This is a genomic window from Georgenia sunbinii (genome assembly GCF_036421875.1).
Classification (GTDB): Bacteria; Actinomycetota; Actinomycetes; order Actinomycetales; family Actinomycetaceae; genus Georgenia_B; species Georgenia_B sunbinii.
In genome coordinates, this window is the sequence record NZ_JAZGOL010000002.1 from 180,914 (window position 1) to 207,506 (window position 26,593).

Annotated in this window: 19 protein-coding genes; 10 read left to right on the plus strand and 9 right to left on the minus strand. The window is 71.8% G+C overall.

The annotated features are described in order from the left end of the window. Positions 1-983 precede the first annotated feature (983 nt). Together V2J52_RS05270 and V2J52_RS05275 are read left to right on the plus strand one after the other, a co-directional pair. Positions 984-1,988 (plus strand): ParA family protein, encoded by a 1,005-nt coding sequence (locus V2J52_RS05270; protein WP_491062177.1) that lies wholly within the window; start codon positions 984-986, stop codon positions 1,986-1,988. Next, positions 1,981-3,414 carry a ParB/RepB/Spo0J family partition protein gene (locus V2J52_RS05275; protein WP_331226629.1) on the plus strand — a complete coding sequence of 478 codons (1,434 nt, stop codon included), beginning with the start codon at positions 1,981-1,983 and terminating at the stop codon, positions 3,412-3,414. The genes V2J52_RS05270 and V2J52_RS05275 overlap by 8 nt, the downstream gene beginning before the upstream one ends. A gap of 7 nt (positions 3,415-3,421) precedes the next feature. Here the strand turns inward: V2J52_RS05275 and V2J52_RS05280 are convergent, their stop codons facing one another. The 7 genes from V2J52_RS05280 to V2J52_RS05310 form a co-directional block, all read right to left on the minus strand. Beyond that, the gene (locus V2J52_RS05280) at positions 3,422-4,387 is read right to left on the minus strand and encodes a D-alanine--D-alanine ligase family protein (RefSeq protein ID WP_331226630.1); all 966 of its coding nucleotides are present in this window, start codon (positions 4,385-4,387) and stop codon (positions 3,422-3,424) included. 23 nt (positions 4,388-4,410) lie between these two features. Beyond that, entirely contained in the window at positions 4,411-5,742 is a 1,332-nt protein-coding gene (locus V2J52_RS05285; protein WP_331226631.1) for an aminotransferase-like domain-containing protein, read from the minus strand. A 74-nt stretch (positions 5,743-5,816) separates the two neighbouring features. Further along, on the minus strand, positions 5,817-6,143 hold the full coding sequence (locus V2J52_RS05290) for a thioredoxin family protein (protein ID WP_331226632.1): 327 nt from the start codon (positions 6,141-6,143) through the stop codon (positions 5,817-5,819). A gap of 6 nt (positions 6,144-6,149) precedes the next feature. Beyond that, positions 6,150-7,154 carry a thioredoxin-disulfide reductase gene (trxB, locus tag V2J52_RS05295; RefSeq protein ID WP_331226633.1) on the minus strand — a complete coding sequence of 335 codons (1,005 nt, stop codon included), beginning with the start codon at positions 7,152-7,154 and terminating at the stop codon, positions 6,150-6,152. 72 nt (positions 7,155-7,226) lie between these two features. Continuing rightward, on the minus strand, positions 7,227-11,477 hold the full coding sequence (locus V2J52_RS05300) for a murein biosynthesis integral membrane protein MurJ (RefSeq protein WP_331226634.1): 4,251 nt from the start codon (positions 11,475-11,477) through the stop codon (positions 7,227-7,229). Next, positions 11,474-13,684 (minus strand): DUF6049 family protein, encoded by a 2,211-nt coding sequence (locus V2J52_RS05305; RefSeq protein ID WP_331226635.1) that lies wholly within the window; start codon positions 13,682-13,684, stop codon positions 11,474-11,476. The genes V2J52_RS05300 and V2J52_RS05305 overlap by 4 nt, the downstream gene beginning before the upstream one ends. Further along, a complete protein-coding gene (locus V2J52_RS05310; protein WP_331226636.1) occupies positions 13,681-14,202 on the minus strand; it encodes an NUDIX hydrolase in 522 nt (173 codons plus the stop codon). Before V2J52_RS05310 ends, V2J52_RS05305 begins: the two co-directional genes overlap by 4 nt. Before the next feature lie 72 nt (positions 14,203-14,274). Here V2J52_RS05310 and V2J52_RS05315 point away from each other — a divergent pair, with 72 nt between their 5' ends. Continuing rightward, positions 14,275-15,732, plus strand: a complete 1,458-nt coding sequence (locus V2J52_RS05315; RefSeq protein WP_331226637.1) for a CCA tRNA nucleotidyltransferase — start codon at positions 14,275-14,277, stop codon at positions 15,730-15,732. 37 nt (positions 15,733-15,769) lie between these two features. Here V2J52_RS05315 and V2J52_RS05320 read toward each other — a convergent pair whose 3' ends face one another. Then, positions 15,770-16,288 (minus strand): beta-class carbonic anhydrase, encoded by a 519-nt coding sequence (locus V2J52_RS05320; protein ID WP_331226638.1) that lies wholly within the window; start codon positions 16,286-16,288, stop codon positions 15,770-15,772. A 12-nt stretch (positions 16,289-16,300) separates the two neighbouring features. Beyond that, positions 16,301-17,602: an MFS transporter gene (locus V2J52_RS05325; RefSeq protein ID WP_331226639.1), complete on the minus strand. Its 1,302-nt coding sequence runs from the start codon at positions 17,600-17,602 to the stop codon at positions 16,301-16,303. 336 nt (positions 17,603-17,938) lie between these two features. Between V2J52_RS05325 and V2J52_RS05330 the strand changes: the two genes are divergently transcribed. The 7 genes from V2J52_RS05330 (at position 17,939) to V2J52_RS05360 (ending at position 26,584) form a co-directional block, all read left to right on the plus strand. Continuing rightward, the gene (locus V2J52_RS05330; RefSeq protein WP_331226640.1) at positions 17,939-18,907 is read left to right on the plus strand and encodes a hypothetical protein; all 969 of its coding nucleotides are present in this window, start codon (positions 17,939-17,941) and stop codon (positions 18,905-18,907) included. A 350-nt stretch (positions 18,908-19,257) separates the two neighbouring features. Continuing rightward, positions 19,258-19,923: a PadR family transcriptional regulator gene (locus V2J52_RS05335; RefSeq protein ID WP_331226641.1), complete on the plus strand. Its 666-nt coding sequence runs from the start codon at positions 19,258-19,260 to the stop codon at positions 19,921-19,923. Continuing rightward, positions 19,920-20,999, plus strand: coding sequence for an inositol-3-phosphate synthase (locus tag V2J52_RS05340; RefSeq protein WP_331226642.1), 1,080 nt, complete (start codon positions 19,920-19,922; stop codon positions 20,997-20,999). Before V2J52_RS05335 ends, V2J52_RS05340 begins: the two co-directional genes overlap by 4 nt. Before the next feature lie 232 nt (positions 21,000-21,231). Beyond that, the gene (locus V2J52_RS05345; protein ID WP_331226643.1) at positions 21,232-23,634 is read left to right on the plus strand and encodes a penicillin-binding protein; all 2,403 of its coding nucleotides are present in this window, start codon (positions 21,232-21,234) and stop codon (positions 23,632-23,634) included. A gap of 196 nt (positions 23,635-23,830) precedes the next feature. Beyond that, positions 23,831-25,528, plus strand: a complete 1,698-nt coding sequence (locus tag V2J52_RS05350) for a glycosyl hydrolase family 28-related protein (protein WP_331226644.1) — start codon at positions 23,831-23,833, stop codon at positions 25,526-25,528. Between the two features lie 185 nt (positions 25,529-25,713). Continuing rightward, on the plus strand, positions 25,714-26,004 hold the full coding sequence (gene rpsF, locus V2J52_RS05355; protein WP_331226645.1) for a 30S ribosomal protein S6: 291 nt from the start codon (positions 25,714-25,716) through the stop codon (positions 26,002-26,004). Between the two features lie 43 nt (positions 26,005-26,047). Beyond that, positions 26,048-26,584, plus strand: a complete 537-nt coding sequence (locus tag V2J52_RS05360; protein ID WP_331226646.1) for a single-stranded DNA-binding protein — start codon at positions 26,048-26,050, stop codon at positions 26,582-26,584. Positions 26,585-26,593: the final 9 nt, after the last annotated feature.

Consider the following 26,593-nt stretch of genomic DNA (forward strand, 5'->3'; position numbering starts at 1 on the left):
GAGAGAGGTATTGGGCGGCCATAGCCAGGCCCCCGTGCCCGGTGAGCTGCTTGCGCAGTCTGACCGCTGACCATGCAGCATTGAGGCGGCCGACAGCGCAGCAGCAGCCAGTACCACCGCAACTTGCTGTGTGAGCTTGCTCGGGAAGTACCGGCGAGCTTCCGACGCTTCGTCCCGGAGGACGTGTCCACATGACTGCTCTCCGCTCCAGTTTCGGGTGATGATCAGGTTGGCTGTACATGGTTCGCTAATGCCAGTACGGGCGCGGGCGTGGGCCGTGGAGGTGCTCCGTGATGGTGGAGATCGGCGCATCCTTCGTTTCACGTGGAACGGCGGCCGAATCTGCCAGCCGAGTTCCCCGGCTCCTGTCCCTGGCCGTGCGGTATCAGCGTCCCCTTGATGCAGTGAGGGCGAGGATGGCCATGTGGTCGCCACGCAGAAGAGCAACCCTGCCGCCTGGGCACGCACGCGATGCACGATGAAGCCGGCTCCATCTGGGGGCGAGCCCTGTGGACGGCCGAGCGGGATGTCTGCACCAGTGAACGGCGAAGGAGGTCGGCAGGGGATGCACGATACGACCTATGCACGGACCTCGGTTCCACGTGAACCATGGTGACCAGAGACTGAGGCGCGCTCGGTCACAGTGAGCTGGTGAGCCTTGCGCATCCCCTACTACGGACGAGAGTTTCGGCAAACACCCGCCTCATTAACTCGCAACCGAACGATGCGGTCGCGGTTTCACGTGGAACCGGAATGCTCCAAGGCGACAGTGCCGCGGACGCGATCCACGACACTACGCGGCGCTTGTCAACGGAACCGTGGGGAGCGATTACCCTGGTACCAGGCCGATGGCGCAAGTGTCGCCGAGTGCGGAATCAATCTGAGGGGTGCGTGTGGCACAGCCAAAAGACCGTGTCGATCCGACGACCCGAGGTACCTCCGAGCGCCAGGCGACGGCGGGCGCGGCGAGCTTCTTCGACGAGATCTCAGGATCCGATGAGTTCACTCCCCTCGCTGCTCAACTAGCCGAGGACGCGCGGCGCCGGGTCGCCCTTGAGGGCACCTTGTTTCCCAAGCCACAGGAGACGCGCATCTTCACGGTCGCGAACCAGAAGGGTGGCGTAGGCAAGACGACAACTACCGTCAACCTCGCTGCTGCGTTGGCGATCGGCGGGCTCCGCGTACTCGTCATCGACAACGACCCCCAGGGCAACGCCTCCACCGCACTCGGCATCGATCACCATGCCGGCACACCGTCGACCTATGACGTCCTCATCGACGACGTACCGCTGGCCGAAGTCATCCAGCCGTGCGAAGCAGTTCCGGGACTCTTCGGCGCCCCGGCCACGATCGACCTTTCCGGAGCCGAGATCGAGCTCGTGTCGATGGTGGCCCGAGAGAACCGGCTGCGTAACGCCATCGCGACGTTGCAAGACGACGAAGAGCAAAAGTTCGACTACATATTCATCGACTGCCCGCCAAGTCTAGGTCTACTCACGGTCAACGCGTTCGTCGCGGCACGTGAGGTGCTCATCCCGATCCAGTCGGAGTACTACGCCCTGGAGGGCCTCAGTCAGCTGTTGCGCAACATCGAGCTCATCCGGGGTCACCTCAACCCCACGCTACATGTGTCGACGATCTTGCTGACGATGTACGACAAGCGGACCAACCTCTCCCGCCAGGTGGCAGAAGAGGTACACACCCACTTTCCCAAGCAGACGCTCGACATCGCGATCCCGCGATCGGTGCGAATCTCCGAGGCGCCCAGCTACGGGCAGACGGTGCTCACCTATGACGCCGGCTCGACCGGGGCCCTCGCCTACCGCGCAGCGGCGCAGGAGATTTCTAAGCGTGCCACCCAGACAGGCCAGGCGGGCGATGCCGACAACAACGGTACGGCTCCGAACGCGGACCACCACGCCAACGATCCACAGCAAGAGACGCCCGGAAACGGGCACCTGAACTCGGAGGACGACATCAATGAGTGAGAAGCGACGCGGTCTGGGCAAGGGACTGGGCGCCCTCATTCCGTCGGCACCGGCTACCGGCCGGCCGGTCGACGTCTTCTTCCCCGAGCAGCGGTCTGGCGACCGCCCCGCCGAACGCGCAGTGCGCGGCGAGGCGGTCGTGGCGCCGCCGGCTGAGGTGGCCGCCACGGTGTCCGCCACAACGCCGGCGGCCGCGCCGGCCACGACCGGACGGCGCACGGGGGCGTCCAGTGCGTCCTCGGCGGGCGCTGCCCCGAAGAACGGCACCCGCCGCCCTGCCGCCAAGCGCGCGAAGATCCCGGCTGACACGCTGACTCCCCGCCGCCGGTCAGCGCCCACGGCCGCGACGCCGCCCACGGCCGCGCCGCACACGCCCGAGACGGATGCAGCGGCCCAGACGCCGTCGGCGGTGTCCGCGGCGGCCGCACCGGCTCCCGTCGAAGCACCGGCCCCCGTCGAGCCCCCTGCCCCCGTCGAGACCCCTGCCGCAGCCGAACAGCCTGCCACCGCTGCCCCGGCCACCCCCGCTTCCCCGGGCGCCGCAGCGGTGTCACCGGTGGCCGAGGACGACGGCCTCGTCGAGGTGCCAGGTGCCACGTTCGCCGAGGTCGCCGTGGGTGACGTCGTCGCCAACCGGCGTCAGCCTCGTCAGGTCTTCGACGAGGAGGAGCTCGAGGAGCTCGCTGCGTCGATCCGCGAGGTCGGCGTGCTGCAGCCGATCGTTGTTCGGCCGCTGCCCGCCGGCGACGACGCCGGCTACGAGCTCATCATGGGCGAGCGCCGCTGGCGTGCCTCCCAGCTCGCCGGGAACACCACGGTGCCGGCGATCATCCGGCAGGTAGACGACAACGACCTGCTGCGCGACGCGCTGCTGGAGAACCTCCACCGCTCGCAGCTGAACCCGCTGGAAGAGGCTGCCGCCTACCAGCAGCTGCTCGAGGACTTCGACTGCACGCACGAGGAGCTGGCTGCGCGCATCGTCCGGTCACGTCCGCAGATCTCCAACACCCTGCGGCTGCTCAAGCTGCCGCCGCTGGTGCAGCGGCGCCTCGCCGCCGGCGTGCTCTCCGCCGGCCACGCGCGCGCGTTGCTGGGGTTGTCGGACGCCGGCGCCATGGAGCGGCTCGCACAGCGCATCGTCGCGGAGGGGCTGAGCGTCCGGACCACCGAGGAGATCGTCGCGCTCGGTGACGAGCCGGTCGACCCGGAGCTGCGCCGTCGTCCGCGCACCACCGCGTACACCGCCGAGCTCAACCAGATTGCCACCAAGCTCGCCGACCGGTTCGACACCCGGGTGAAGATCGGGATGGGTCAGCGCAAGGGCCGGATCAACATCGAGTTCGCCAGCGTCGAGGATCTCAACCGCATCCTCGAGGTCCTCGCGCCAAGCGTCGACCAGGTACCGACGGACAAGCCCGCCGGCTGAAAACGACTCAGCCGCGGGCGGCGGCCGCTGCCACGAGGGTCGTGTAGAGCCCGGCCGGGCTGGGCCCGCCGGCCTCGGCGTGCGCCTGGGCGGACTGCGGGAACAGCGAGGTCTCGGTCATCCCCGGGGCCACGTTGATGTCGAGGAACCACGGCACGCCGGCGTCGTCGACGATGAGGTCGGTGCGTGACAGGTCTCGCAGGCCCAGCGCGCGGTGGGCGGTGACCGCCGCGTCGCACGCAGCCGCGGCGACGTCAGCCGGCAACCGCGCAGGGACGAAGTACTCGGTGCGTCCCGGGTTGTACCGGGCGTCGTAGTCGTACGGGCCGTCGGTGACGATCTCCACGGGCGGCAGCGCCACCGGGCCGTCACCGGAGTCGATCACGCTGACCGCGACCTCCGTGCCGGCGACGGCGCGCTCGATGAGCGCGGTGCTGCCGTAGGACAGGCTGCTGACCAGCGCCTGCGGCAGGTCCGCGGCGTCGGTCACCATGGTCACGCCGAGGGCGGACCCGCCGTCCTCCGGCTTGACCACCAGTGGCAGGCCCAGGCCCTCCAGCGTGGTCGACATGACACCCGGGGAGCCGATCTCGTGGAACAGCCCGCGCGGCAGGGTGACGAACGCCGGGGTGGCGACCCCGGCGCGCGCGACGATGCCCTTGGCCACCGGCTTGCGGGAGGCGAGCCGGCAGGCGGCGGCGTCGGACCCTACGAAGGGCAGCCCGAGCATCTCGAGGAGGCCTCGGAGGGAGCCATCCTCCCCGGTCGAGCCGTGGACCAGCGGGAACACGACGTCCGGCCGTGAGTCGGCGATCGCCGGCAGCAACGTGTGGTCGACGTCGCGCACCTCGACCTGCTGGCCGGAGCTGCGCAGCAGCTCAGCGATCCGGCGCCCGGACCGCAACGAGACGTCGCGCTCGTGCGAGAGGCCGCCGGCGAGGATGAGGACGTTCAGTGGCTTCTTCGTGGGCATGGTTGCCTGCTCCGATCCGCTGGTCACGCCTGGTCGGGTGACGGAATGTCGATGAGTTGGCCGCCGCCTCGCGGCCGGGCCGTCGTGCCGAACATCTCGGTCAGCTCCGCCTCGGCCCGCACGACGCCGGCGAGACGGCGCACGCCCTCCCGGATCCGCTCCGGCGTCGGGTAGCAGAAGGAGAGCCGCATGTGGTCCGCGCCCTGCCCGTCGGCGTAGAACGCGGTGCCGGAGACGTAGGCGACGAGGTTGGTGACGGCGCGGGGCAGCATGGCCTTGGCGTCGAGCCCCTCGGGCAGCGTCACCCAGGTGTAGAAGCCGCCCTGCGGCACCGTCCAGCTGGCCTCCGGCAGGTACTCCTGCAGGGCCGTCATCATCGCGTCCCGGCGCTCCCGGTACTGCACGCGGAAGTTCTTCACCTGCGAGTACCAGTCGTACTCCTGCAGGTAGGAGGTGATCGACAGCTGGCTGAACCGCGACGGCGAGAGGATCGCTGCCTCGCTGGCGAGCACGAGCTTCTCGCGCACCGCGTGCGGCGCGGCCGCCCAGCCCACCCGGTAGCCGGGCGCGAAGGTCTTGGAGAACGACCCGAGGTAGATCACCCCGTCCGGGTCGTAGCTCTTGAGGGCCGGCAGCGGGTCGCCGTCGAAACCGAGCAGGCCGTACGGGTTGTCCTCGAGGATGAGCACACCGTGGCGGCGACAGATCTCGACGATCTGCGGGCGCCGCTCCTCGGTCAGCAGCACCCCGGCGGGGTTGTGGAAGTTCGGCACCGTGTAGAGCATCTTCACCCGGCGGCCCTCGGCCTTGAGGCGCTGCAGGATGCGGTCGAGCTCGACGGGCACCAGGCCCTCAGCGTCCATCGGCGCGTGCACGATGTCCGCCTGGTAGGCGCGGAACACCCCGAGCGCACCGACGTAGCTCGGGGCCTCGGCGACGATCACGTCGCCGGGGTTGACGAAGATCTCGGTCACGAGGTCGAGGGCCTGCTGAGACCCGGTGGTGACGACGACGTCGTCCGGGTGGGCGTGGACGTGGTCGTAACGCATCACCTCGACGATCTGCTCACGCATCGCGAGCTCGCCCTGGCCGCTGCCGTACTGCAGCGCCTCCGGGCCGCGATCGCGCAGCAGCCGGGCAGTCATGTCCGCGAGGAAGTCGATCGGCAGGCCGGAGATGTTGGGCATCCCGCCGGCGAGCGAGACGACCTCCGGCCGGCTGGCCACCGCGAAGAGCGCTCGGATCTCCGAGGACCGCATCCCGTGGGCGCGCTCGGCGTAGGAGTCGAACCACGGGTCAAGTCGTGTCCCGGTGACCGGGGGTGTCTCCGGTCGTGGCTCGTCGGGGCTCGTCACAGGTCGTCCTCCTCCGGCGTCGTGCGCGCTGCCCGACACGTTACGCCCCGGCGCCCCGGCGGAGCACATCCGTGTCAGGCTGCGAACGGTTCGAGCTCAGCCAGGAGGGTCGGCTTGGGGCGCGCACCCACGATCATCGCCTCGAGCTCACCGTCCCGGACGACGACGAACGTCGGGATGGAGACGACGCCGTAGCGGGCGGTCGTCAACGGCGCCGCGTCGACGTCGACCGTGACGAAGGTCAGCCGGTCCCCGAAGCGGTGCGCCAGCTCGGTCACGACCGCGGCCATCGTCATGCAGGGCGCGCACCAGCCCGCCCAGAAGTCGACGACGACGGCGCCGGCAGCTGCCAGCACCACGTCGTCGAACTCGTCGTCGGTGACCGCCCGTACGCGTCCCATCGTCGGTTAGAGCGCCAGTGCGCCCTGCGGGGTCTGCGAGGCGTCCTTGGCCGGCTCGGCGGCCTCGCCGAGGGCGGCGAGGTAGCGCTCGGCGTCCAGCGCTGCCGCGCAACCGGTGCCGGCGGCGGTGATGGCCTGGCGGTAGGTGTGGTCCACGGCGTCGCCGCAGGCGAAGACGCCCGGCAGGTTCGTCACGGTGCTCGGGGCAGCGACGACGATGTAGCCGTTCTCGTCCAGCTCGACCTGGCCGGCGAGCATCTCGGTGCGCGGCACGTGGCCGATCGCCACGAACACTCCGGTGGCGTCGAGGTCGCGCTCCTCACCGGTGACGGTGTCACGCAGCCGGACCCCGGAGACCTTCTCCTCGCCCTGGATCTCGATGACCTCGCTGTTCCACGCGAACTCGATCTTGTCGTTGGCCATCGCGCGGTCGGCCATGATCTTCGAGGCACGCAGCTCGTCGCGGCGGTGGATCACGGTAACCTTGTCGGCGAACTTGGTGAGGAAGGTGGCCTCCTCCATCGCCGAGTCCCCGCCGCCGACGACGATGACGTGCTGGTTGCGGAAGAAGAAGCCGTCGCAGGTCGCGCAGTAGCTGATGCCGCGCCCGGTGAGCTTCTGCTCGCCCGACAGGCCCAGCTCCTTGTAGGCGGAGCCGTTGGCCAGGATGACGCTGCGGGCGCGCAGCACGTCACCCTCGCCGGTGGTGACCACCTTGACGTCACCGGCGAGCTCGACCGACACGGCGTCGTCGTAGCGGACCTCGGCACCGAAGCGCTCGGCCTGGCCCTGCATCTTCTCCATCAGCTCCGGACCCATGACGCCCTCGGGGAAGCCAGGGAAGTTCTCCACCTCGGTGGTGTTCATCAGCGCGCCGCCGGCCGTGATGGCGCCGGCGAGCACCACCGGTGCCAGGTTCGCGCGCGCGGAGTAGATCGCCGCGGTGTAGCCGGCCGGACCGGAACCGATGATGACGACCTCGTGGGTCGTGGTGGATGCGTTCTCAGTCATGGCTGTCCTAACGACGGTCGGGGTGCGGGGATCTGGTAGCGATAACGGCGACGGCGGACCGATTGTTCCGGCTCACTCGACGGTGAGCCCGGCCAGCTCGATCCGGTTGCGCCCGTCAGAGGCGGCCGTCGGCAGCTCGGTGAACCACAGCACGAGCTGGTCGGTCGTCACCGGCTCGGCGAAGGTGAACGTGGTCTCCGGGCCCATGTCTCCCGAGGCGAGGAGATCGCCCTCGGTCGGCGTCGACGGGTCGGTCGCGCGGATCTCCACGTTGCCGCCCTCGCCCATGAGGTCGAGGGTGACGGCGGAGACGACGGTCTCCTCCTCGAGCTCCACGGAGAGCCCGATGCCGGACTTCATCCCGTAGGAGGGATCGACGTAGGAGCGCGACCGCCAGTAGCTGCTCGAGTCGTCGTCGAGCGCACGGCCGGTGAGATCGGGGTTCTCGGCGCCGTCCCCCTCGGGGTCCAGCGGGGCGAGGGAGGCGATCACGGGCGGCTCGGCCGCCTCGGTGGTCGGTTCGGCCTCGGTGGTCGGCTCGGGCGCGGCGCTGCCGTCGTCGGTCGCCTCCGGCTCCGCCTCCTGCGTCACGGCAGGAGTGGGCAGGACGACGGGCTCGGAGTCGGCGAACAGCGTCCGGAACGCGAGGACCGCCGCGAGCATGACGGCGACGAAGGCGATGGCGAGCACGATCGGGGTGGGGTCGAGGCGCCGTTCCCGGAACGGCACCGGGGCGCCGTCCGGGCGGGCCTCGTCAACCGGACCGGTGGGCTGCGGCTGCCACGTCGGGTCGGCTGCCGGCCGGACGGGGGCGTCAGTCGCGACGGGTGCAGGTGTTCCGGCACCTGCGGCCGGCGCCGGCGGGGCATCAGCGGTGGCGGCGTCCTGCTCCTGCGCGGACAGCGCAGCCTCGACGGCCTCCTCCCGCCGTACGGCGTCAGCCTCCTCGGCCCTCGCCTCGCGCTGCTCACGCCAGCCGGCGATCTTCCCCCGTACCGAGCTGGTGCTCGTGCGGGCGGCGTCCGCCACCGCCGACGCGGCGCCCGCAGCCGCTGCGCCGAGTGCCGCGGTGGCCGCGGAACCACGGTGGTGGCGACCGCCGCCGGCGGGAGCCTCGGCCGGCACGTCCCCGCCGGCGGCCACGACGTCGGTGAAGTCGGTGGGAGCCGGCGTTCCGGTCAACGAGCGCGGCCGCCAGCCGGTGGTGTCGGGAGCGGCTGCCTCGGTCGCTGATGAGGGTGCGCCGGTCGTGTCCTCCGACGCGCCGTGCTCGTCGACCTGGGCGCGGACGGCGGCGCCTGTGGAGACCGCGGGCCAGGTCGGTCGAGGCCGGGCGGCAGGCATGACCGCTGCGGGGTCGGCCGTGCCACCGGTCGCCAGCGTGCCGGCGACGGCGGCACCGGCGACGGCGGTCGCGGCCGATGCACCGGCTGCCGCCGCAGCGGCCGCTGCGGCACCGGGGGCAGTGACGTCCGGCGGGCCGGATCCGGAGTCGGGGTCGGCCGGTTCGGTGGCGGTGGGCACCGCGTCGTCGAGACCGTCGACGTCGTCGTCCTCGTCGTCAGACTCGCTGCCGGCGGCGACCTGTGCCGCGGTGAGTGACGCGGCGGGTTCGGGCGACGCGGTGAGTGACGGCAGCGCGAGGTCGTCGCCGGCGAGTGCCTCGACGTTGATGTCGCGCCAGGGCGCGAGCTCACGGATGAGCTCGCTGGGCGTCCGCGGCCCGTCGTAGCCGGGGCGCAGCGTGCGGCGACAGAGGTCGTCGAGGTCGGCGGGCACGTCGGCGCGCAGCTCGCGTGGCGCCGTCGTCACGCCCTCGGTGCTCGGGGCGTCGGGCAGGTGGGCATCGGCCATGCCCGGCCGGCGGGTGGCGTCGGCGGCCGCGCTGCCGTTGGGCCAGTGGCCGGTGAGCGCGACGTACATCAGCCGGACGAGGCCGACGGCGTCGTTGCGTGCCGCCGCCAGCGGGTCGCCGTCGTCGAGCCCGAGGTAGGCCGCCGCGATACCGGTGCCGGCGAGCTTGACCTGGCCGTCCGGGGTCAGGTGGAGCGCGGCGGGAGTGAGGGCGAGGTGGTGGACACCACGGCGGCGCGCGGTCTCCAGGGCGCTGGCGGCCTCCCCGATGACGGCGCGCGCCTGGCTGGCCGGCAGCGTGCCGGTGGCGGCGAGCTGTGCCAGCGACGGACCGCCGGCGACGTCGGTGACGATGTAGCCGTGGGCGTCGTGCTGGCCGACGTCGAGGATGCGCTGCAGCCGAGGGTCGTCCACCAGCGCGGCGCGACGTGCGGCGTCGAGCGCCTCGAGCGACGGGCCGGTGGTGCCGGGCAGCACGATCGCGGAGACCACCCGGTCGAGAATCTGGTCGCGGCCCTGCCACAGCGCGGTGCCGGGCAGCATCGGGTCGAGCTCGTGCTCCAGCCGGTAGCGTCCGGAGAGCACGGTGCCGGGTGGCAGCGTGGGCGCGTTCTGCGCGGAGTGGCTGTCCAGCGTCTCGTTCCCTTCGTGGCGACCCGCGCCGGTCGTGGCGACGTGCCCGCTCATGGTACGCACTGCGTCACCCGCTCCCATCCGACGGGCCAGCGTGCCGGACCAGCGCGCCAGCGGCTGCGGCAGCCGCTGGCCCACGGCAGCCACCATCGAGCCGACCGGACGCAGCATGGTGTCGAGCTCGTCGACGCGCAGCCCCCGCAGCAGCAGGAAGTACACGACGCTCATGACCACGCCGGTGCCGACGACGCGTGCCAGTGCCTGGAGCAGCCGGAGCACGGTGCTGTCGGCCATCGCCGCCGGTCCCATGAGGTGCAGCAGCGCCCACCCCACGAGGATCGCGGGCGTCGCCGCCATCACGAGTCGCAGGTGGGTGCGCAGCACCCGGCGGCCGTCGAGGCTCGGCAGCTTGAGCCGCAGCGCGAGGTAGGCGACGAGGAAGCCGACGACGTTCGACAGCGTCATGGCCGCCGCAGCGCCCACCAGCCACCAGTGCGGCGGCAGCAGCGTGGCGGCCAGGCAGCCGACGATGACGATGGCGGTGAGCGGGATCTGGAGCCGGAACAGCGACCGGGTGTCCTCGAAGGCGTAATACACCCGCTGGACCATGGTGAAGGCGCCCAGCGCGGCGATCCCGGCAAGCAGCACGACGACCACTCGCGCGATGCCCTGCGCCTCGGCGAGCGTCGTCGTCGGCAGCACCGCCTGGACCAGCGGCAGTGCGATGACAGCGAGCGCCCCGCCGGCGAACACGGTGAACACCCCGATGGTGCGCAGCCCCAGCGAAAGGTCGGTGCGCACCGCCGCGGTGTCGCCGCTCGCCGCGTACCCGGAGACCCGGGTGAACAGCGCGGTGACGAGGGAGACGGTGATGAGCGACTGCGGCAGCAGGTAGAGGAAGTTCGCGTTGTCCCAGGCGGCGTTGCCGGGCACGAAGGTCACCGCGCGGGCCGCGATGCTCGGCAGCTCGGCCACGGTGGACACGCCCCGGGTCGCCATCGCGGAGGCAGCCCCGGCGGCGAGGTTGGAGATCGCGATGAAGCCGAGCTGAGCGACCGCGAGGCTGGCGAACGCCCAGGTCGCCACCCGGCTTGCCCGGCCCAGCCCGGAGCCGCGCAGCCCCCAGCGGGGCCGGAAGTGGAAGCCGGACCGGCGCAACGGCACCACGAGCACGACAGCCTGCAGCGCCACACCGACCGTGGCGGTGCCGGCGATGACCGCGATCCGCAGCCCGGTCCACGCCGCCGGGTCCTCGTGGGCGCCGGTGGCGGCCCCGCCGAACACGAGGATGTAGCCGACCAGCCCGACGATGGCGACGACGTTGTTGACCGCCGGCGCCCACATGTACGGCCCGAACACGCCGCGGGCGTTGAGCACCTGGCCCAGCAGCGTGTACATCCCGTAGAAGAACAGCTGCGGGATGCACCAGATCGCGAAGGTGACCGCGAGCGTGAACCACTGCGGCTCGAGCTCGGCGGCGTAGACCGCCACGAGCACAGTGGCACCGGCGGTGAGGAGCGTGGTGAGGGCGAGGAGCGCCACGCCGGCCATGGTCAGCAGCCGGTTGACGTACTCGTCGCCGCCGTCGCGGCCCTTCATCGCCCGGACGATCTGCGGCACGAGGATCGCGTTGAGCACCCCGCCGGCGACGAGCATGTAGACGACGTTGGGCAGCTTGTTCGCCACCGAGAACGAGTTCGCCGCCCCGGTGAGGCCGATCGCGGCCACGAGCACGACGTTTCGGACGAGGCCGAGGAGCCGGGACACGAGCGTCCCGGAGAACATCACGGCCGCGGAGCCCGCCAGGCCCCGGGGCGCGTCGGCTGACGTGGTCACGGTGTCTCGTTGGGGTCGTTGGGGTCGTTGGGGTCGCTGGGATCGGTGGTGTCGGTGGCCGGCTCGGCGAGCGAGGCGCCCTGCCGGGTGCGCCGGGCCCGGCGGACGGTGCGGATGAGGCCGACGATGATCATGACGACGAGCAGGCCGGCGACGATCGCGGTGCCCACCGTCTCCCAGTCCGCCCGCACCCGGACCTGGATCTCGGTCGGCTCGTCGATCGGGTCGCCTGCGGGCGAGGTGAGGATGACGTCGACGACGACGTTGCCGCTGCCGACGGCGTGCACCGGCACCTGCGCGGTGGCCGTCTCGTGCGGCGCGACCGTCAGCGAGACCGCATCCGGTGCCACGAGCCGGGGGTCACGCGGTCGCAGCCGCACCTGGACGTTGGCCGCCTGGGTGAGGCCGTTGCTCACCGCGACCGGGATGTGGGCCTCGGCGTTGATGAGGTTGAGCGTGCTGCCGGGGCGCGCGGCGACGAGGCCGCGGCGGGTGTCGGCCGCATCCTCGGCGGCGCCGAGGATGCGGGTCCGGCCCGCGGGTGCCTCCCGCCAGGCGACGGCGGGCAGCTCGAGGAGCTCGGTGCGGACCGGCTCGACGAGGGCGGCGGGCTCCTCGAGCACCGCGGCGAACGCGGACGTCCGCGCCATGACGTCGGCGGCCCGGTCGAGCTCCGGCGGGGTGAGCTCCCCGGTCTCGACCACCTCGTCCGGCAGCTCGGTGCGCTCGAGGTCGTCCGGGACGTCATGGCTGAGCACCTCGGCGAGATCGACGCGGTCGAGCCACGGCGCGCTCGACAGCGCGTTCAGCCGTTCGGTGAGCTCGGCGGGGTCGCCGGCGAAGTCGCGGGGCAGGGCCAGGACGAGGTCGCGGCGGTCGGTCGGTCGTTCCCGGGTGACGACGGCGGTCTCGGCCAGGAGGAGCTGACGGGCGGTGAGCGCGTCCAGCGGGATGGCGGCCGGTACGTCGGCCGGCAGGAACGGCAGGCGCTCGCCGGCGAGGAGCGCGGAGAGCCGGTCGTCGCTGAGGGCAGCGGGCAGCTGCCAGCCGTCCCCGGCGAGCTCGGCCCGGCCGCTGGGGGTGTAGGTGAGCTGGTCGACCACCTCGAGCGCCGAGCTCGGCAGCACCGCGGCAGTGGCGCCCCTGCCGGCGACGGTGGCGAGCGTCGCGGCGTCCGGCTGGGTGGCTGCCGGCCACGCCAGGGTGCTGCTGACCGTCCCCGCCAGCCCGCTTTGCTCCAGGGCAGCCACGGTGAGGTCGGCGCCGTCGTCGAGCAGGTCGGTGCGACCGAGGTGGGTCAGCGCGGCGACGTCGGCGTCGGCCCACGGCAGCGCGTGCACGGTGCGCCCGGCGCCACCGGCGAACGAGGCGACCGCCTCCCGCAGCGCGGTCACCGCAGGGTCCACGGCGTCGACATCGTCCTCGTCCTCGTCCTCGGGAGGGGCGGTCGTGGGGCCGTCGGCGGGGGCGCCGTCGCCGGTGAGGTCGACCGGGTCCGGCGCACCGACCAGCAGCGACGGGTCGACGGCGAGATCGACGTCGGCCTCGTCGAGCGCCCCGACGAGCCCGGTGAGCCGGTCCGCGGCGGCCTCGGCCACCGACGTGCCCTCGAGGCGGGCGGTGGTCCGCTCGCCCGCGGTGGGGGTAGCGGCGCCCAGCACGGCCAGCGGCATGGTCTCGATGTCGAGGTCGGGCCACCACAGCAGGAAGCTGCGGTCGGTGGCGGCGGGCGTGACCGGGTCGGCGGCATCGCTGGCGGCGACCTCCAGCCCGCGCGGGCCCCAGCTGACGTAGCTCTCGTCGAGCGGCAGCTCTTCCGCGGGCACCCGAATCGCGAACGAGGTGACCTCACCCGCCGCGACCGGCTCCTCGAGAGCGACGGCCTGCAGCAGGTAGGTGCTGGAGAAGGTGCCGGGCAGCAGCCACTGCTCGAGCATCGAGCGGCTGATCGGCGTCCGCTGCTGCGCCCGCAGCCGCAGCTCGGGCTCGACGAGCGGGGCGTCGGTGTCGTTGGTGACCGTGCCGCGCACGACGAGGTCGTCCCCGGGGCGCAGCACGGCGGGCTCGATGGACGTGAGGCTGACGGTGACCTCGCCGGCCGTCTCGCCCGCGGTGGGGTCGTCAGGCGCCGGGGCCACGCCGAACGTCGGGATCGCGGTCGACAAGATCAGGGCCAGGGCGAGGACTGCCAGGCGGATGCTCCTCATGCGCGGCCGGCCAGCACGTCCCTCGCGGTGGCGACCACCCGGCGTTCGTTGGGGTAGGCCAGGCGGGCGGCCACCTCGTTGAGCCCTACCCACGCGACGTCCTCTGCCTCGTGGTCCGGGTCGTTCTCGATGGTCAGCTCACCGCCGGTCGCCTCGAGCAGGAAGTGGTGGACGACCTTGTGGACCCGGCGGTCGTCGCCGGCGAACCAGTAGTCGATCGTCGCGAGGTGACGCAGGACACGGCCGGTGATCCCGGTCTCCTCCTCGATCTCCCGCACGGCGGCCTCCTGCGGGGTCTCCACGCCCTCGAGGTGCCCCTTGGGCAGGCACCACTCGAGCCGGCCGCCGCGGTTGCGGCGCGCGATGACAGCCGTGTAGGCGAGGCCGTCGATGACCTTGACCACCAGCCCACCGGCCGATGTCTCGTCGACGACGGGCAGCAGCGCGGTCCGCCGCACTGTCGCGTGGATCCGCGGTGGCCGGGGAATGCGGCGGCGCGGAGACGGGACGGCGGACATGAGGTCACCATAATCAACGCCGGCCGCTCCCGGCGCCGCGCGCGCCGCCGGGGACGTGGCAGGCTTGGACAAATGCCCACCCAGAACGCGCCCCGTCCCGCCGCAGCGCTCGCCCGCACCGCCGCTGCGGCGCTCACCTCGCTGCCCCCGACCGTGCTCGAGCTCGGCGGTGTGTTCGCCGACGCCGGGCACGAGCTGGCGCTCGTCGGTGGCCCGGTCCGCGACGCCTTCCTCGGCTCGGTCAGCCACGACCTCGACTTCGCCACCTCCGCCCGGCCGGAGGAGACCGAGGCGCTGCTGGCGCGCTGGGGCGACGCCCACTGGGACGTCGGCAAGGAGTTCGGCACCATCGGCGCCCGACGCGGTGACGTCATCGTCGAGGTGACGACCTACCGCACCGAGAGCTATGAGGTGGGTTCGCGCAAGCCTGTCGTCGAGTACGGCGACACCCTCGAGGGCGACCTGTCGCGGCGCGACTTCACCGTCAACGCGATGGCGGTGCGGCTGCCCGCCCTCACCTTCGTCGACCCGCACAACGGGATGGCCGACCTCGAGGCCGGGCTGCTGCGCACACCGGTGGAGCCGGAGCAGTCCTTCGACGACGACCCGCTGCGCATCATGCGCGCCGCCCGGTTCTCCGCCCAGCTCGGCTTCGACGTCGCCGAGGACGTCATGGCGGCGATGTCCACGATGGCGGAGCGGCTCGAGATCGTCTCGCCCGAGCGGGTCCGGGGCGAGCTGGAGCGGCTGCTGATCTCCCCGCGGCCCCGACGCGGCCTCGAGCTCATGGTCTACACCGGCGTCGCAGCCGTCGTGCTGCCGGAGCTGGCCGAGCTGCAGCTGACCGTCGACGAGCACAACCGGCACAAGGACGTCTACGAGCACACCCTGGTGGTGCTGGACCAGGCCATCGAGCTGGAGACCGGCCGCGCCGGTGCCGTACCCCGGCCGGACCTCGTGCTGCGGCTGGCCGCCGTCATGCACGACGTCGGCAAGCCCGACACCCGCCGGTTCGAGCCCGGCGGCGGGGTGAGCTTCCACCACCACGAGCTCGTCGGCGCCAAGATCACCCGCAAACGGCTCAAGGCGCTGCGCTTCGACAAGCAGACCATCAAGGACGTCAGCCGGCTGGTCGAGCTGCACCTGCGGTTCCACGGCTACGGCGAGGGCGCGTGGACCGACTCCGCGGTGCGCCGTTACGTCACCGACGCCGGCCCGCTGCTCGAGCGGCTGCACCGCCTCACCCGCGCCGACTGCACCACCCGCAACCGGCGCAAGGCGATGCGGCTGTCGGCGGCCTACGACGACCTCGAGGAGCGCATCGTCGCGCTCACCGAGGCCGAGGAGCTGGCCAAGGTGCGTCCCGAGCTCGACGGCGAGCAGATCATGGCGCTGCTCGGCGTCGGACCGGGCCCCGTCATCGGGCAGGCCTACAAGATGCTGCTCGAGCTGCGGATGGAGGAGGGCATGGTCGGCGAGGAGGTTGCCCGGGAGCGGCTGCTCGCCTGGTGGGCCGAGCGCGAGGGCTGAGTGTGAGGGCTGAGCGCGAGGCTGTGGCCGGGCCTGGTCAGACGACCGGGCGCAGCAGGCCGGAGTCGACGTCGTACAGGAAGCCGCCGACCTCCACGTAGTCCGCGACCAGCGGGTGGGCGTAGACCTTGTTGACCTCGGCGCGGACGTCGGCCTCCTGGTCGCGGATGACGCCGAAGGTCATCCAGGACGCGTCCTGACCGGTGCGCTCGGCGACCTTTGCCTGCAGCTGCTCCTCGGTGTCGGTGGCCATCGCGCAACGGGTGTGGTGCACGACGAGGATGCGCCGCACGTTGAGCAGGCTGACCCCGATGACCAGCGCGATGAGCACCTGGTCGGTGACCCGGCCACCCGGGTTGCGCAGGATCTTCGCGTCCCCCGGCTCGAGGCCGATCATGCCGAGCGGGTCGATCCGCGAGTCCATGCAGGTGACCATGGCGACCCCGGCGCGGGCGACGCCGTCGAAGCCGGCGAGCGCGAAGTTGCCGGCGTATCGCCGGTTGGCTTCGAGGAGGTCAGAGAAGTCAGGGTCCGGGCGCGAGGGCTGAAGAGTCACAGACCGAACTTACTACCGGTGGATCGGCCTCGGCTCATCGTGCAGCCGGCGGACGCCGGTGCGGTAGCCGGTCGCGAGGACGACGTAGGTGACGGCCAGCCCGGCGAATACCGCCCGTGACCAGCCGCTGTCCGGCAGCGCCACTGCTCCCAGCGCCGCTGCGGCGACGAACGCTGCGTTGTACATCACGTCGTACAGCGCGAAGGCGCGGCCGCGGTAGTCGTCGTCGGTGTCGCGGTGCACGATCGTGTCCACTGCGATCTTGGCGCCCTGGACGCTGAGGCCCAGCATGACGGCAGAGACCCCGACGACGCCGATCACCGGCGTGGTGGCGAGCAGCAGCTGGCTCACCGCGCCGATCCCCAAGCAGACGACGATCCAGCTCGACGGTGACATCCGCTCGTGCGCGACCGGGGTGAGCACGATCGCCAGGCCGTTACCGGCGAACGACACCCCGGTGAGGAGCGCGAAGGTGGCCATGCCGGCGCTGTGGTCGGCGGGGTCGGAGAGCAGGTTGCGGGAGATGAGGATGAGCGCGATGAAGTTCATCCCGTACAGGAACCGGTGCAAGGACATGACGGCCAGCCCCATCCCCGGGGTGCCGCGGCGCACGAGGTAGCGGGCGCCGTCGGCGAGCTCCGCGAGGGTGTGGCGGAGATCGTCGGCCAGCCCGGCAGCGGTGGCGGCGCGGGTGGGGCCGAGCTGGTCGCGGCCCAGCCGAGCCGCCAGCACCGAGGCGACACCGAACAGCAGCGCCGCGCAGACCAGCGCCGCGGAGTCCTTGACGCTGTCGGCGGTGACGATCGCCCCGACGAGCAGCCCGAGCGCCGCGCCGACGACGGCCGACACCGCGCCGAGGGTCGGGGTGAGCGTGTTGGCCATGAGCAGCTGGTCCCGCGGGACCACCCGCGGCAGCCCGGCCGAGAGCGCGGACAGCAGGAAGCGGTTGACGCCGAGCGTGACGAGCGCGACGACGTACACCAGCGCCGTCACACCGGTGGCGGCGATGAGCACGGCGAGGACGAGCGCCAGCACCACTCGGATCGCGTTGCCGAGCAGCAGCACCTGGCGCCGGCTCCACCGGTCCAGCAGCGGCCCGACGAACGGGCCGACGACGGTGAACGGCAGCAGCAGCACCGCGAAGGCGGCGGCGACGCCGGTCGCGGTGGCCATGCTCTGCGGGCTGAAGAAGAACAGCGCCGCGAGCCCGACCTGGAACATGCCGTCCCCGCACTGCGACACCAGCCGCACCGCGAACAGCTTGCGGAACCCCTCGTGGACGGCGACGGTCCGCAGGTCGCTCAGGACGCTCATCGGCTGGTCATGACGTCGCGAGGCACCGACGCAGGCTATCCGACCGGTGCGCGCGGGTTGCGGAGGGCCCCGCCCGCCCCGCGAGGTCGCCCCGTCCGTGAGCGGGGAGCTTGCGTCAGTCCAGGCCTGACGGAAGCTGCCCGCTATGACGGGCCGTTTGGTCGGCGGCGGGCGCGGCCACGGCTAGGGCTCGGCGACAGTGTCAGTGTCAGTGCTGCAGGCCAACTGGCCGTCCGTCGCAATGACGGTGGTCCACGGTTGCCCTTCGCGGCGGTGATTCCCCCACCTGCGGTCGACTGCGGGTAGCCGTGGCGGGAGTCGGACCATGCTGGGTGGATGGCCCCGGACCCACGGCGTCTCGACCACCTCGCTGCGCGCCGCGCCTCGGTGCTCACCCGGCGCGAGCTACTCGCGGAGGGGGCGACGCCGGACTGGATCTCGCGCCAGGTGTTAGGCAAGCGCTGGCAGCGGGTCTACCCCGGCGTGTACGTCACCCACACCGGTCCACTCAGCTGGCGGACGAGCATGGTGGCCGCGCTGCGGTACGCGGGACGGGGCGCCGCGCTCTCCCATCGCAGCGCCAAGGCCTACTGGGTGGAGCGCAACGATGCCCAACGCGCCGCGGCGGGGGGCCTCGTGGAGGTGAGCGTCCCGTGGTCCCGTGTCGTCCGTCCGCAGCCGGGGCTGCGGGTGCACCGACGTCGGAGGATGCCCGAGGTCAGACCGGGCCTGGTGGCCGTGACCGCGGAGGCGGAGACCGCGCTCGACCTCGTGGACCGGGCGACGGGCGCGGACGACGTCGTCGGGATTCTCACCCAGGTGTGCCGCCGACTGCCGCCGGCGGACGTGCTGAGCACCGCCGAGCAGCGCTCGCGGCTGCGGCACCGGGCGTTCGTCGTGGCGGTGCTCGCCGACGTCGAGGACGGGGTGGAGTCGCCGATGGAGCACCGCTATCACCGGGACGTCGAAGATGCGCACGGACTGCCGGCGGCGGAGCTCCAGGTGCGCGAGAAGCTCTCCGGCCGGTGGACCCGGGCCGACTGCCGTTACCGGCGCTACCGGGTGCGGATCGAGCTCGATGGCCAGCTCGCCCATCCCGATGGTCGGACCGACCTCGACACCTGGCGGGACAACGCCGCGCTGCTCGCGACCAACGAGATGACGCTGCGGTACCGCTGGCGGCACGTCGGCGTCGATGCCTGCCAGACGGCGGTGCAGGTGATCACCGCGTTACGGCGAGGGGGCTGGACCGATGCCCCTCGCCCCTGCGGCCCCCGCTGCCCGGTGGCCGCGCTGCCCCGGTGACTCTCGCGGCTCTCTGACCGGTGACTCCCGTGACTCCCGGTGACTCTCGCCGACCGGGGAGCTTCCGTCGGCCATGGACTGACGAAAGCTCCCCGGTCCGGGCAGCCCATGTGGACGGCGGGCTCCGTGGCGACGGCGGCCCACGGGCGGGCGCGATCGGGTGGGATTCGTCGGCCCTGGACCGACGGAAGTCACCCGTTTCGCGGGGCGGGCAGCCGCTGCCCGCTGCCCGCTGCCCGCTGCCCTGAGCCGCCGCCGCTGCGGCCCGCCCGCCGAGACGAGGCCATGTGGTGCGCTACTCTCGATCCGGATATATCGCAGCGATAGATCGGGCATGAGGAGGTGTGGGCATGGCGGCACGGAGCAGCGGCGGGAGCACGCGCAGCGGCGGGACGAGCACCCGCGCACAGGTCCTCGAGCTTGCCATCCTCGGCCAGCTCGACCGGTCGCCGATGCACGGCTACGAGCTGCGCAAGCAGCTGAACGCCCAGCTCGGGACGTTCCGCACGCTGTCCTACGGTTCGCTGTACCCCGCGCTGCGGCGCCTCACCGACGCCAGTCTCATCGTCGAGGCCACCGGTGACACGCTGCCGCACGCGCTCGCGGGCAAGCGCGCCAAGATCGTCTACGAGCCCACCGCGGCCGGGCGCAAGCACCTGGCCGAGCTCCTCGCGCGCGCCGAGCCGACCGCGTGGGACGACGACGTCTTCGACGTCCGCTTCACGCTGTTCGCGACGACCGATGCCCGCACGCGGCTGCGGATCCTCGAGGGCCGCCACGCGCGGATGGTCGAGCGGCTGGCGATGCTGCGCCTGTCCACCCAGCGCGCCCGGCACCGGATGGACGCCTACACCGCCGAGCTCGCCCGGCACGGCCTGGAGCAGGTCGAGCACGAGGTGCAGTGGCTGGAGAACCTCATCGACACCGAGCGCGGCACCCGTGGCGCGCTCGACTTCCGTACCCCACGGGCTGCCGACGGCAGCCCGGATGCCACCAACAGCAAGGAGACACCATGAGCTCGATCCGCGTCGCGATTGTCGGAGTGGGCAACTGCGCATCGTCACTCGTCCAGGGGGTGACCTTCTACGCCGACGCCGACCCGGCGGGCTCCGTCCCGGGGCTCATGCACGTGACCTTCGGGGACTACCACGTCAGCGACGTCGAGTTCGTCGCCGCGTTCGACGTCGACGCGAAGAAGGTCGGCCTCGACCTCGCCGAGGCGATCAACGCCAGCGAGAACAACACCATCAAGCTGTGCGACGTCGCGACCACCGGCGTGACCGTCCAGCGCGGCCCCACCCTCGACGGCATCGGCAAGTACTACGCCGAGCTGGTCGAGGAGTCCGACGCCGAGCCGGTCGACGTCGTCGCCGCCCTCAAGGAGACCAAGGCGGACGTCCTCGTCTGCTACCTGCCGGTCGGCTCGGAGGACGCCGCGAAGTTCTACGCCCAGTGCGCGATCGACGCCGGCGTCGCCTTCGTCAACGCCCTGCCGGTGTTCATCGCCGGTACTCAGGAGTGGGCCGACAAGTTCACCGCTGCGGGCGTGCCGATCGTCGGTGACGACATCAAGTCCCAGGTCGGCGCCACGATCACCCACCGGGTGCTCGCTAAGCTGTTCGAGGACCGCGGTGTCGTGCTGGACCGCACCTACCAGCTGAACGTCGGCGGCAACATGGACTTCAAGAACATGCTCGAGCGTGACCGGCTGGAGTCCAAGAAGATCTCCAAGACGCAGGCGGTGACCTCCAACCTCAGCCACGACCTCGGTGCGCGCAACGTGCACATCGGCCCCAGCGACTACGTCCAGTGGCTCGACGACCGCAAGTGGGCGTACGTGCGCCTCGAGGGCCGCGCCTTCGGCGAGGTGCCGCTCAACCTCGAGTACAAGCTCGAGGTGTGGGACTCGCCGAACTCGGCGGGCATCATCATCGACGCGATCCGCGCCGCGAAGATCGCGCTGGACCGCGGGATCGGCGGCCCGCTGCTCTCGGCGTCGAGCTACTTCATGAAGTCCCCGCCGGTGCAGCGTCCCGACGACGCCGCCCACGCGTCGGTCGAGGCCTTCATCGCCGGCGACGTCGAGCGCTGACCCGCCGCGGCCGGGGCCATCGACGGCCCCGGCCGCGTACGACGTCCGGGCACGTACGACACCCTGGGCACGGTGAGCACCACCGGCAGACCAGTGGCGGATGCTGGGTAGATCGTGTGAAGACCACCCGTTCTGAGGGATGCGTCACGGCGCCAGAAATAGGTGTACCCCATACTGTTTGGCGATGTCGGGCGCTGCCCGGCCACCTGTAGCCAACGAAAGAGGGAAGCCCGTGGCGGGCGACACGAAGGACGCACGCCGATCCCGGCGACGGACAACGGGCGAGTCGACCAAGAAGCGTCGGTTCGACTACCCGCGGGCCGGCAAGGGCCGGGTCCGTCGCTGGGTGCCGAGCTGGCGGGTGGTCCTCGGCGTCGCCGTCACCGGGGTCGCCGTCGTCGTCGGGCTGTTCGCCGCGGCCTACATCACCACCGACATCCCCGAGCCGGGCGACTTCGCCCAGGCGCAGGGCACCAACGTCTACTTCGCCGACGACGAGACCGAGATGGGCAGCTTCGCGGAGTACAACCGGCAGATCGTCGACATGGCGACGCTGCCGGAGCACATCGGCCAGGCGGTGGTCGCCTCCGAGGACCGCCGGTTCTACGAGAACGTCGGCGTCGACCCGATCGCCATCGGCCGCGCGCTGTGGAACAACCTGCGAGGAAACCCCACCCAGGGTGGCTCGACGCTGACCCAGCAGTACGTCGAGCGCTACTACCTGGGCACGACGACGAGCTATGTCGGCAAGTTTCGCGAGGCGATCCTTGCGCTGAAGATCGACCGCGAGCAGACCAAGGACACGATCCTCGGCGACTACCTCAACACCATCTACTTCGGCCGCAACGCCTACGGGATCGAGACGGCCGCGCAGAACTACTTCGGCAAGCCGGCGGCTGACCTCACCCTCTCGGAGTCCGCGCTCATCGCCGGGATCATCCCGGCGCCCAGCGCGTGGGACCCGGCGGAGAACCCGGAGCGGGCCGAGGAGCGGTGGGCGCGCACGCTGGACTTCATGGTCCGTGACGGGTGGATCACCGAGGAGGAAGCTGCCGCGCAGACCTTCCCCGAGACGATCGACTACGCGCGCTCGGATACCTACGCCGGGCCCAACGGCTACCTGCTCGACATGGTGCGCGACGAGCTCGTCTCCGAGGTCGGGATGACCGAGGAGCAGATCGACACCCTCGGCCTGCACGTCCGCACCACGGTCGACGCCGAGGCGCAGGCCTCCGCCGTCGAGGTCGTCGATGCGCTGCCGGAGGACCGGCCGGAGAACAACCGGGTGGCGCTGGTGTCGATCGACCCGGAGAACGGCGCCGTCGTCGCGCTGTACGGCGGGCCGGACTTCATCAGCCAGTCCCGCAATGCCGCCACCCAGGACGTCGCGCAGGCGGGGTCCACCTTCAAGCCCTTCACGCTGGTCGCCGCGCTGGAGGAGGGGATCGGGCTGGACAGCACCTACCCGAGCTACACCCCGATGGAGATCGACGGCTTCGAGCAGCCGGTCAACAACTACGACCAGGTCAACCGCGGCTGGGTCAACCTGATCACTGCCACCGAGCAGTCGGTCAACACCAGCTACGCGCTGCTCAACGTCGAGGTCGGGCCGGAGCGCTCGATGCAGGCGGCGATCGACGCCGGCTACCCGGAGGACACCTTGGGCCTCGAGGCGGTGCCCTCGAACGTGCTCGGCCCGGCCTCCCCGCACCCGATCGACGTCGCGCGGGCGTACGCGACGTTCGCGGCGCAGGGCGTGCGGCACGAGACCCACATCGTCGCCGAGGTGCTCGACGGCGACGGCAACACCATCTACACCGGCGGCAGCCCCGGCACCGAGGTCTTCGAGCCCGACGTCATGGCCGAGGCGACCTACGCGATGACCAAGGTCATCGAGGACGGCACCGGGGTGCGCGCCCGGGACATCGACCGGCCGGCGGCCGGCAAGACCGGGACCTCCAACGAGGGTCGCTCGGCGTGGTTCGCGGGCTACACCCCGCAGTTGGCGACGGTCGTGGCGATGTACCAGGTCGGGGAGGACGGCGGCGAGGAGAGCCTCACCCCGTTCGGGGAGTACGAGTCCATCACCGGCTCGACCTACCCGACGACGATGTGGCGCGACTTCATGGTCGAGGTCCTCGCCGACGAGCCGATCGAGGACTTCCCGGACCGCCCGACCCCGCAGGCGCCATCGCCGCGGCCGCAGCCGACCCGCGAGCCGGCCCCGGACCCGACCACCCAGGAGCCGGAGACGGTCGAGGTGCCCGGCGTCGTCGGGCAGGACGAGGCGTCCGCCGTCGCGGCGATCACCGCGGCGGGCCTGGTCCCGGAGGTCACCCGCTCGGAGTCCGACCAGCCAGCGGGAACCGTGGTGAGCACGCTGCCCGGCTCCGGCAACGCCGTCGAGCCCGGATCCACGGTGACCGTCGTCGTCTCGAGCGGGCCACCCGAGCCGGAGCCGCCCCCCGAGCCGACCGAGGAGCCGACGACGCCGCCGACGTCCGAGCCCACCGAGGAACCGACCACCGACGAGGGCGACGACGAGCCACCGCCCGGACCCGGCCCGGGCACCGACGACAGACCCGGCCCGGGCGGGCCGGGGAACAACGGACAGGCACCGGCGCCCGGCGGCTGACGACGGCGGGCGATGCCCGTGGCTCCAGGCAAGACGTGGCAACCCCGCTGGCCCGTGACGCGATCCGTGGTGAGATCCGACGGTCGCGCGCAACGGCGGCGACGTCGGGGGGACCGGTCGTACCGCGAGGTGATCGCGGTGCGGAGCGGTCGGCGCAGACCACCCCGACGACGATGAGGTCAGGGGGAATGTCATGGTGGACTTCGGATCAGCACCGGTCAGTCGGCGCGGTTTTCTCGGTGTGGCGGCCGCGACGACGGCGATCGCCGCACTCGGTCCGGCCGCGGGGGCCGCACCTGTCGGCGCGGTGCCCGCCGCGGGGCAGCAGGACCTGTCGCGACAGCTCCTCACCGAGTGGTCGCAGGCGCCGGGGGCACACCCGCTCGTCGGGGACTTCACCCGCGCCGGCTACCGCGGCGGGTCGCGGGCGCCGCGCATCCGGGTAGCGGCCAACGTGAGGAAGTTCGGCGCCAAGGGTGACGGGGTCACTGATGACGCCGCCGCGTTCAACGCCGCCGTCCGTGCCGTCGGGGAGCAGGGCGGCGGCACCGTCCTCGTCCCGTCGGGGACGTACCTGCTCAGCTCGCCGATCTTCATGCACTGGTCCGGTGTCGTGCTTCGTGGCGCGAGCGTCGGGCGAACCGTCCTGCACTTCTCGCGCCCGCTCCAGGAGGGGTACCGCGACAACTGGCAGGAGTCGCAGGGGCAGAACCGCTGGTCGTGGGCCGGTGGCCAGATCTGGGTGGTGCCGGAGCCGGTGCTGCGCAAGCTGGAGCGTGAGGAGTGGCTCGGCACCGAGGGCTGGATCCCCGGCGCCACCCTCGCCGCCGTCGGTGCCGCGCCGCGTGGCGCGCAGGAGATCAGCGTCTCGTCGACGGCAGGGCTGCGGACCGGCGCCATGGTGCTGCTGGAGACCGAGAACCCGTCGGACGCCGGGCTGCTGCGCCACCTCGCCGGGGGCACCCCCGGCGCCATCGGGTACGACTGGCCGGCCGGGGCGCCGCAGCTCGTGCGCGGCACCGAGGGCTTCTACCCGCAGTACGGCACGCTGCAGTGGCCGGTCCGGGTCGAGAAGGTCATCGACGCCACCACCGTCCGGCTCGCCCAGCCGGTCAAGCACGACCTCAGCCCGCGGTGGCCGTCGGTGCTCCGCGAGCTCGGGCCCGCCGTCACCGAGGTGGGCGTCGAGCGGCTGACCATCCGCAACGAGCTCCTCACCCAGACCCGGCACAACCAGAACCCGGGCTCCAACGGCGTCCACTTCCAGGCGGCACACGACTGCTGGGCCGACCAGGTCCGGGTGGAGAACGCCGACGTCGCCTTCGGTCTCACCGGGGCGAAGTCGGTGACGATGTCGAACGTCACCGTCGCGGGCCGGGCCACCCACCACCCGTTCGTCATGCGGATGCAGTCCCACGACAACCTTGTCGAGGACTTCGAGGTCGAGCCGTTCACCGTGCCGCTGGTCGAGGGCGCGAACCTGCACGGCCTCAACGCCGAGGGGCTGTCGTCCGGCAACGTCTACCACCGGGGAGTGGTGGCGGAGGGCACCTTCGACTCCCACCGGGCGCTGCCGTTCGAGAACCTGCGCACCGGGATCACGATCAACAACACCGGTCGCGTCGGCGGCTCGTCGCGGTCGGGGCCGTACTTCGGTGCCCGCACCGCGCACTGGGGCGTGGACGTCACCAACGGGCGGTCCTACGCGGTCTGCCTCGGTGACATCGCGCCGAAGAGCGTCACGGTCGGTGTCCGTGGGGTGACCGAGGACACGAGCGAGCTGCGGGCGGACTACCCGGGAGGCCGGCCGGCACTGGAGAGCGTCACCGACCTCGGCGCGTCCGCCGTCGCCGATCTGTACGAGGCGCAGCGTGCGGCGGGCCGGCCGCGCTGACCGGGCCGCCTCCCCGCCGTCGGGTGTGAGCGGGACGACTGTCCGAGGGGTGGCACCGGTACGTTAGAGTGTTGTGCTGGCCTGTGCGGAGCGCACCCGCGTCCACCCGCCCGGGCCAGACAACGCAGCACCCTCCTGTCACGGAAGGACCGTGACCGCCAAGTCCAAAGGAGGTGGGTATAAGCATGCGTCGATACGAAATGATGATCATCCTCGACCCGGAGGTCGACGAGCGCACCGTCGCCCCGTCCCTCGACAAGCTGCTCTCGGTCATCACGACCGGTGGCGGAACCGTCGAGAAGGTCGACATCTGGGGCAAGCGTCGGCTGGCCTTCGAGATCAAGAAGCGTTCCGAGGGCATCTACGCCGTCGTCGACATGACGACGACGTCGGAGCTCGCGCAGGAGCTCGACCGGCAGCTCGGCCTCAACGAGGCAGTCCTGCGGACGAAGCTCATCCGCCCCGACGCTCGCTGAGCCTCGAGGCACCCACCAACGACCCGAGCTGAAGGAGACCGGCATGGCAGGCGAAACCATCATCACCGTCGTGGGGAACCTCACGGCGGACCCGGAGCTGCGATTCACCCCCTCGGGGGCTGCGGTCGCCAGCTTCACCGTGGCTTCCACGCCCCGGACCTTCGACCGGCAGTCCAACGAGTGGAAGGACGCCGAAACGCTGTTCATGCGTTGCTCGGTGTGGCGCGAGGCGGCGGAGAACGTCGCCGAGTCGCTCGCCAAGGGCAACCGGGTCGTCGTCCAGGGACGTCTCGTGCAGCGGTCCTTCGAGACCCGTGAGGGCGAGAAGCGCACCGTCGTCGAGATGCAGGTCGACGAGGTCGGTCCGTCGCTGCGGTACGCCACGGCCAAGGTCACCCGCACCCCGCGTGGGGGCGGCGGCCAGGGTGGTGGCGGCGGCTTCGGCGGCGGTCAGGGTGGCGGCGGCGGCAACCAGGGCGGCTTCGGTGGCGGCAACGCCAACCAGCCGGCCGGTGGCCAGTCCGACGACCCGTGGGCCACAGGTGGGTCGAGCTCGTTCGGTGACGAGCCCCCGTTCTAGTCAGACGTT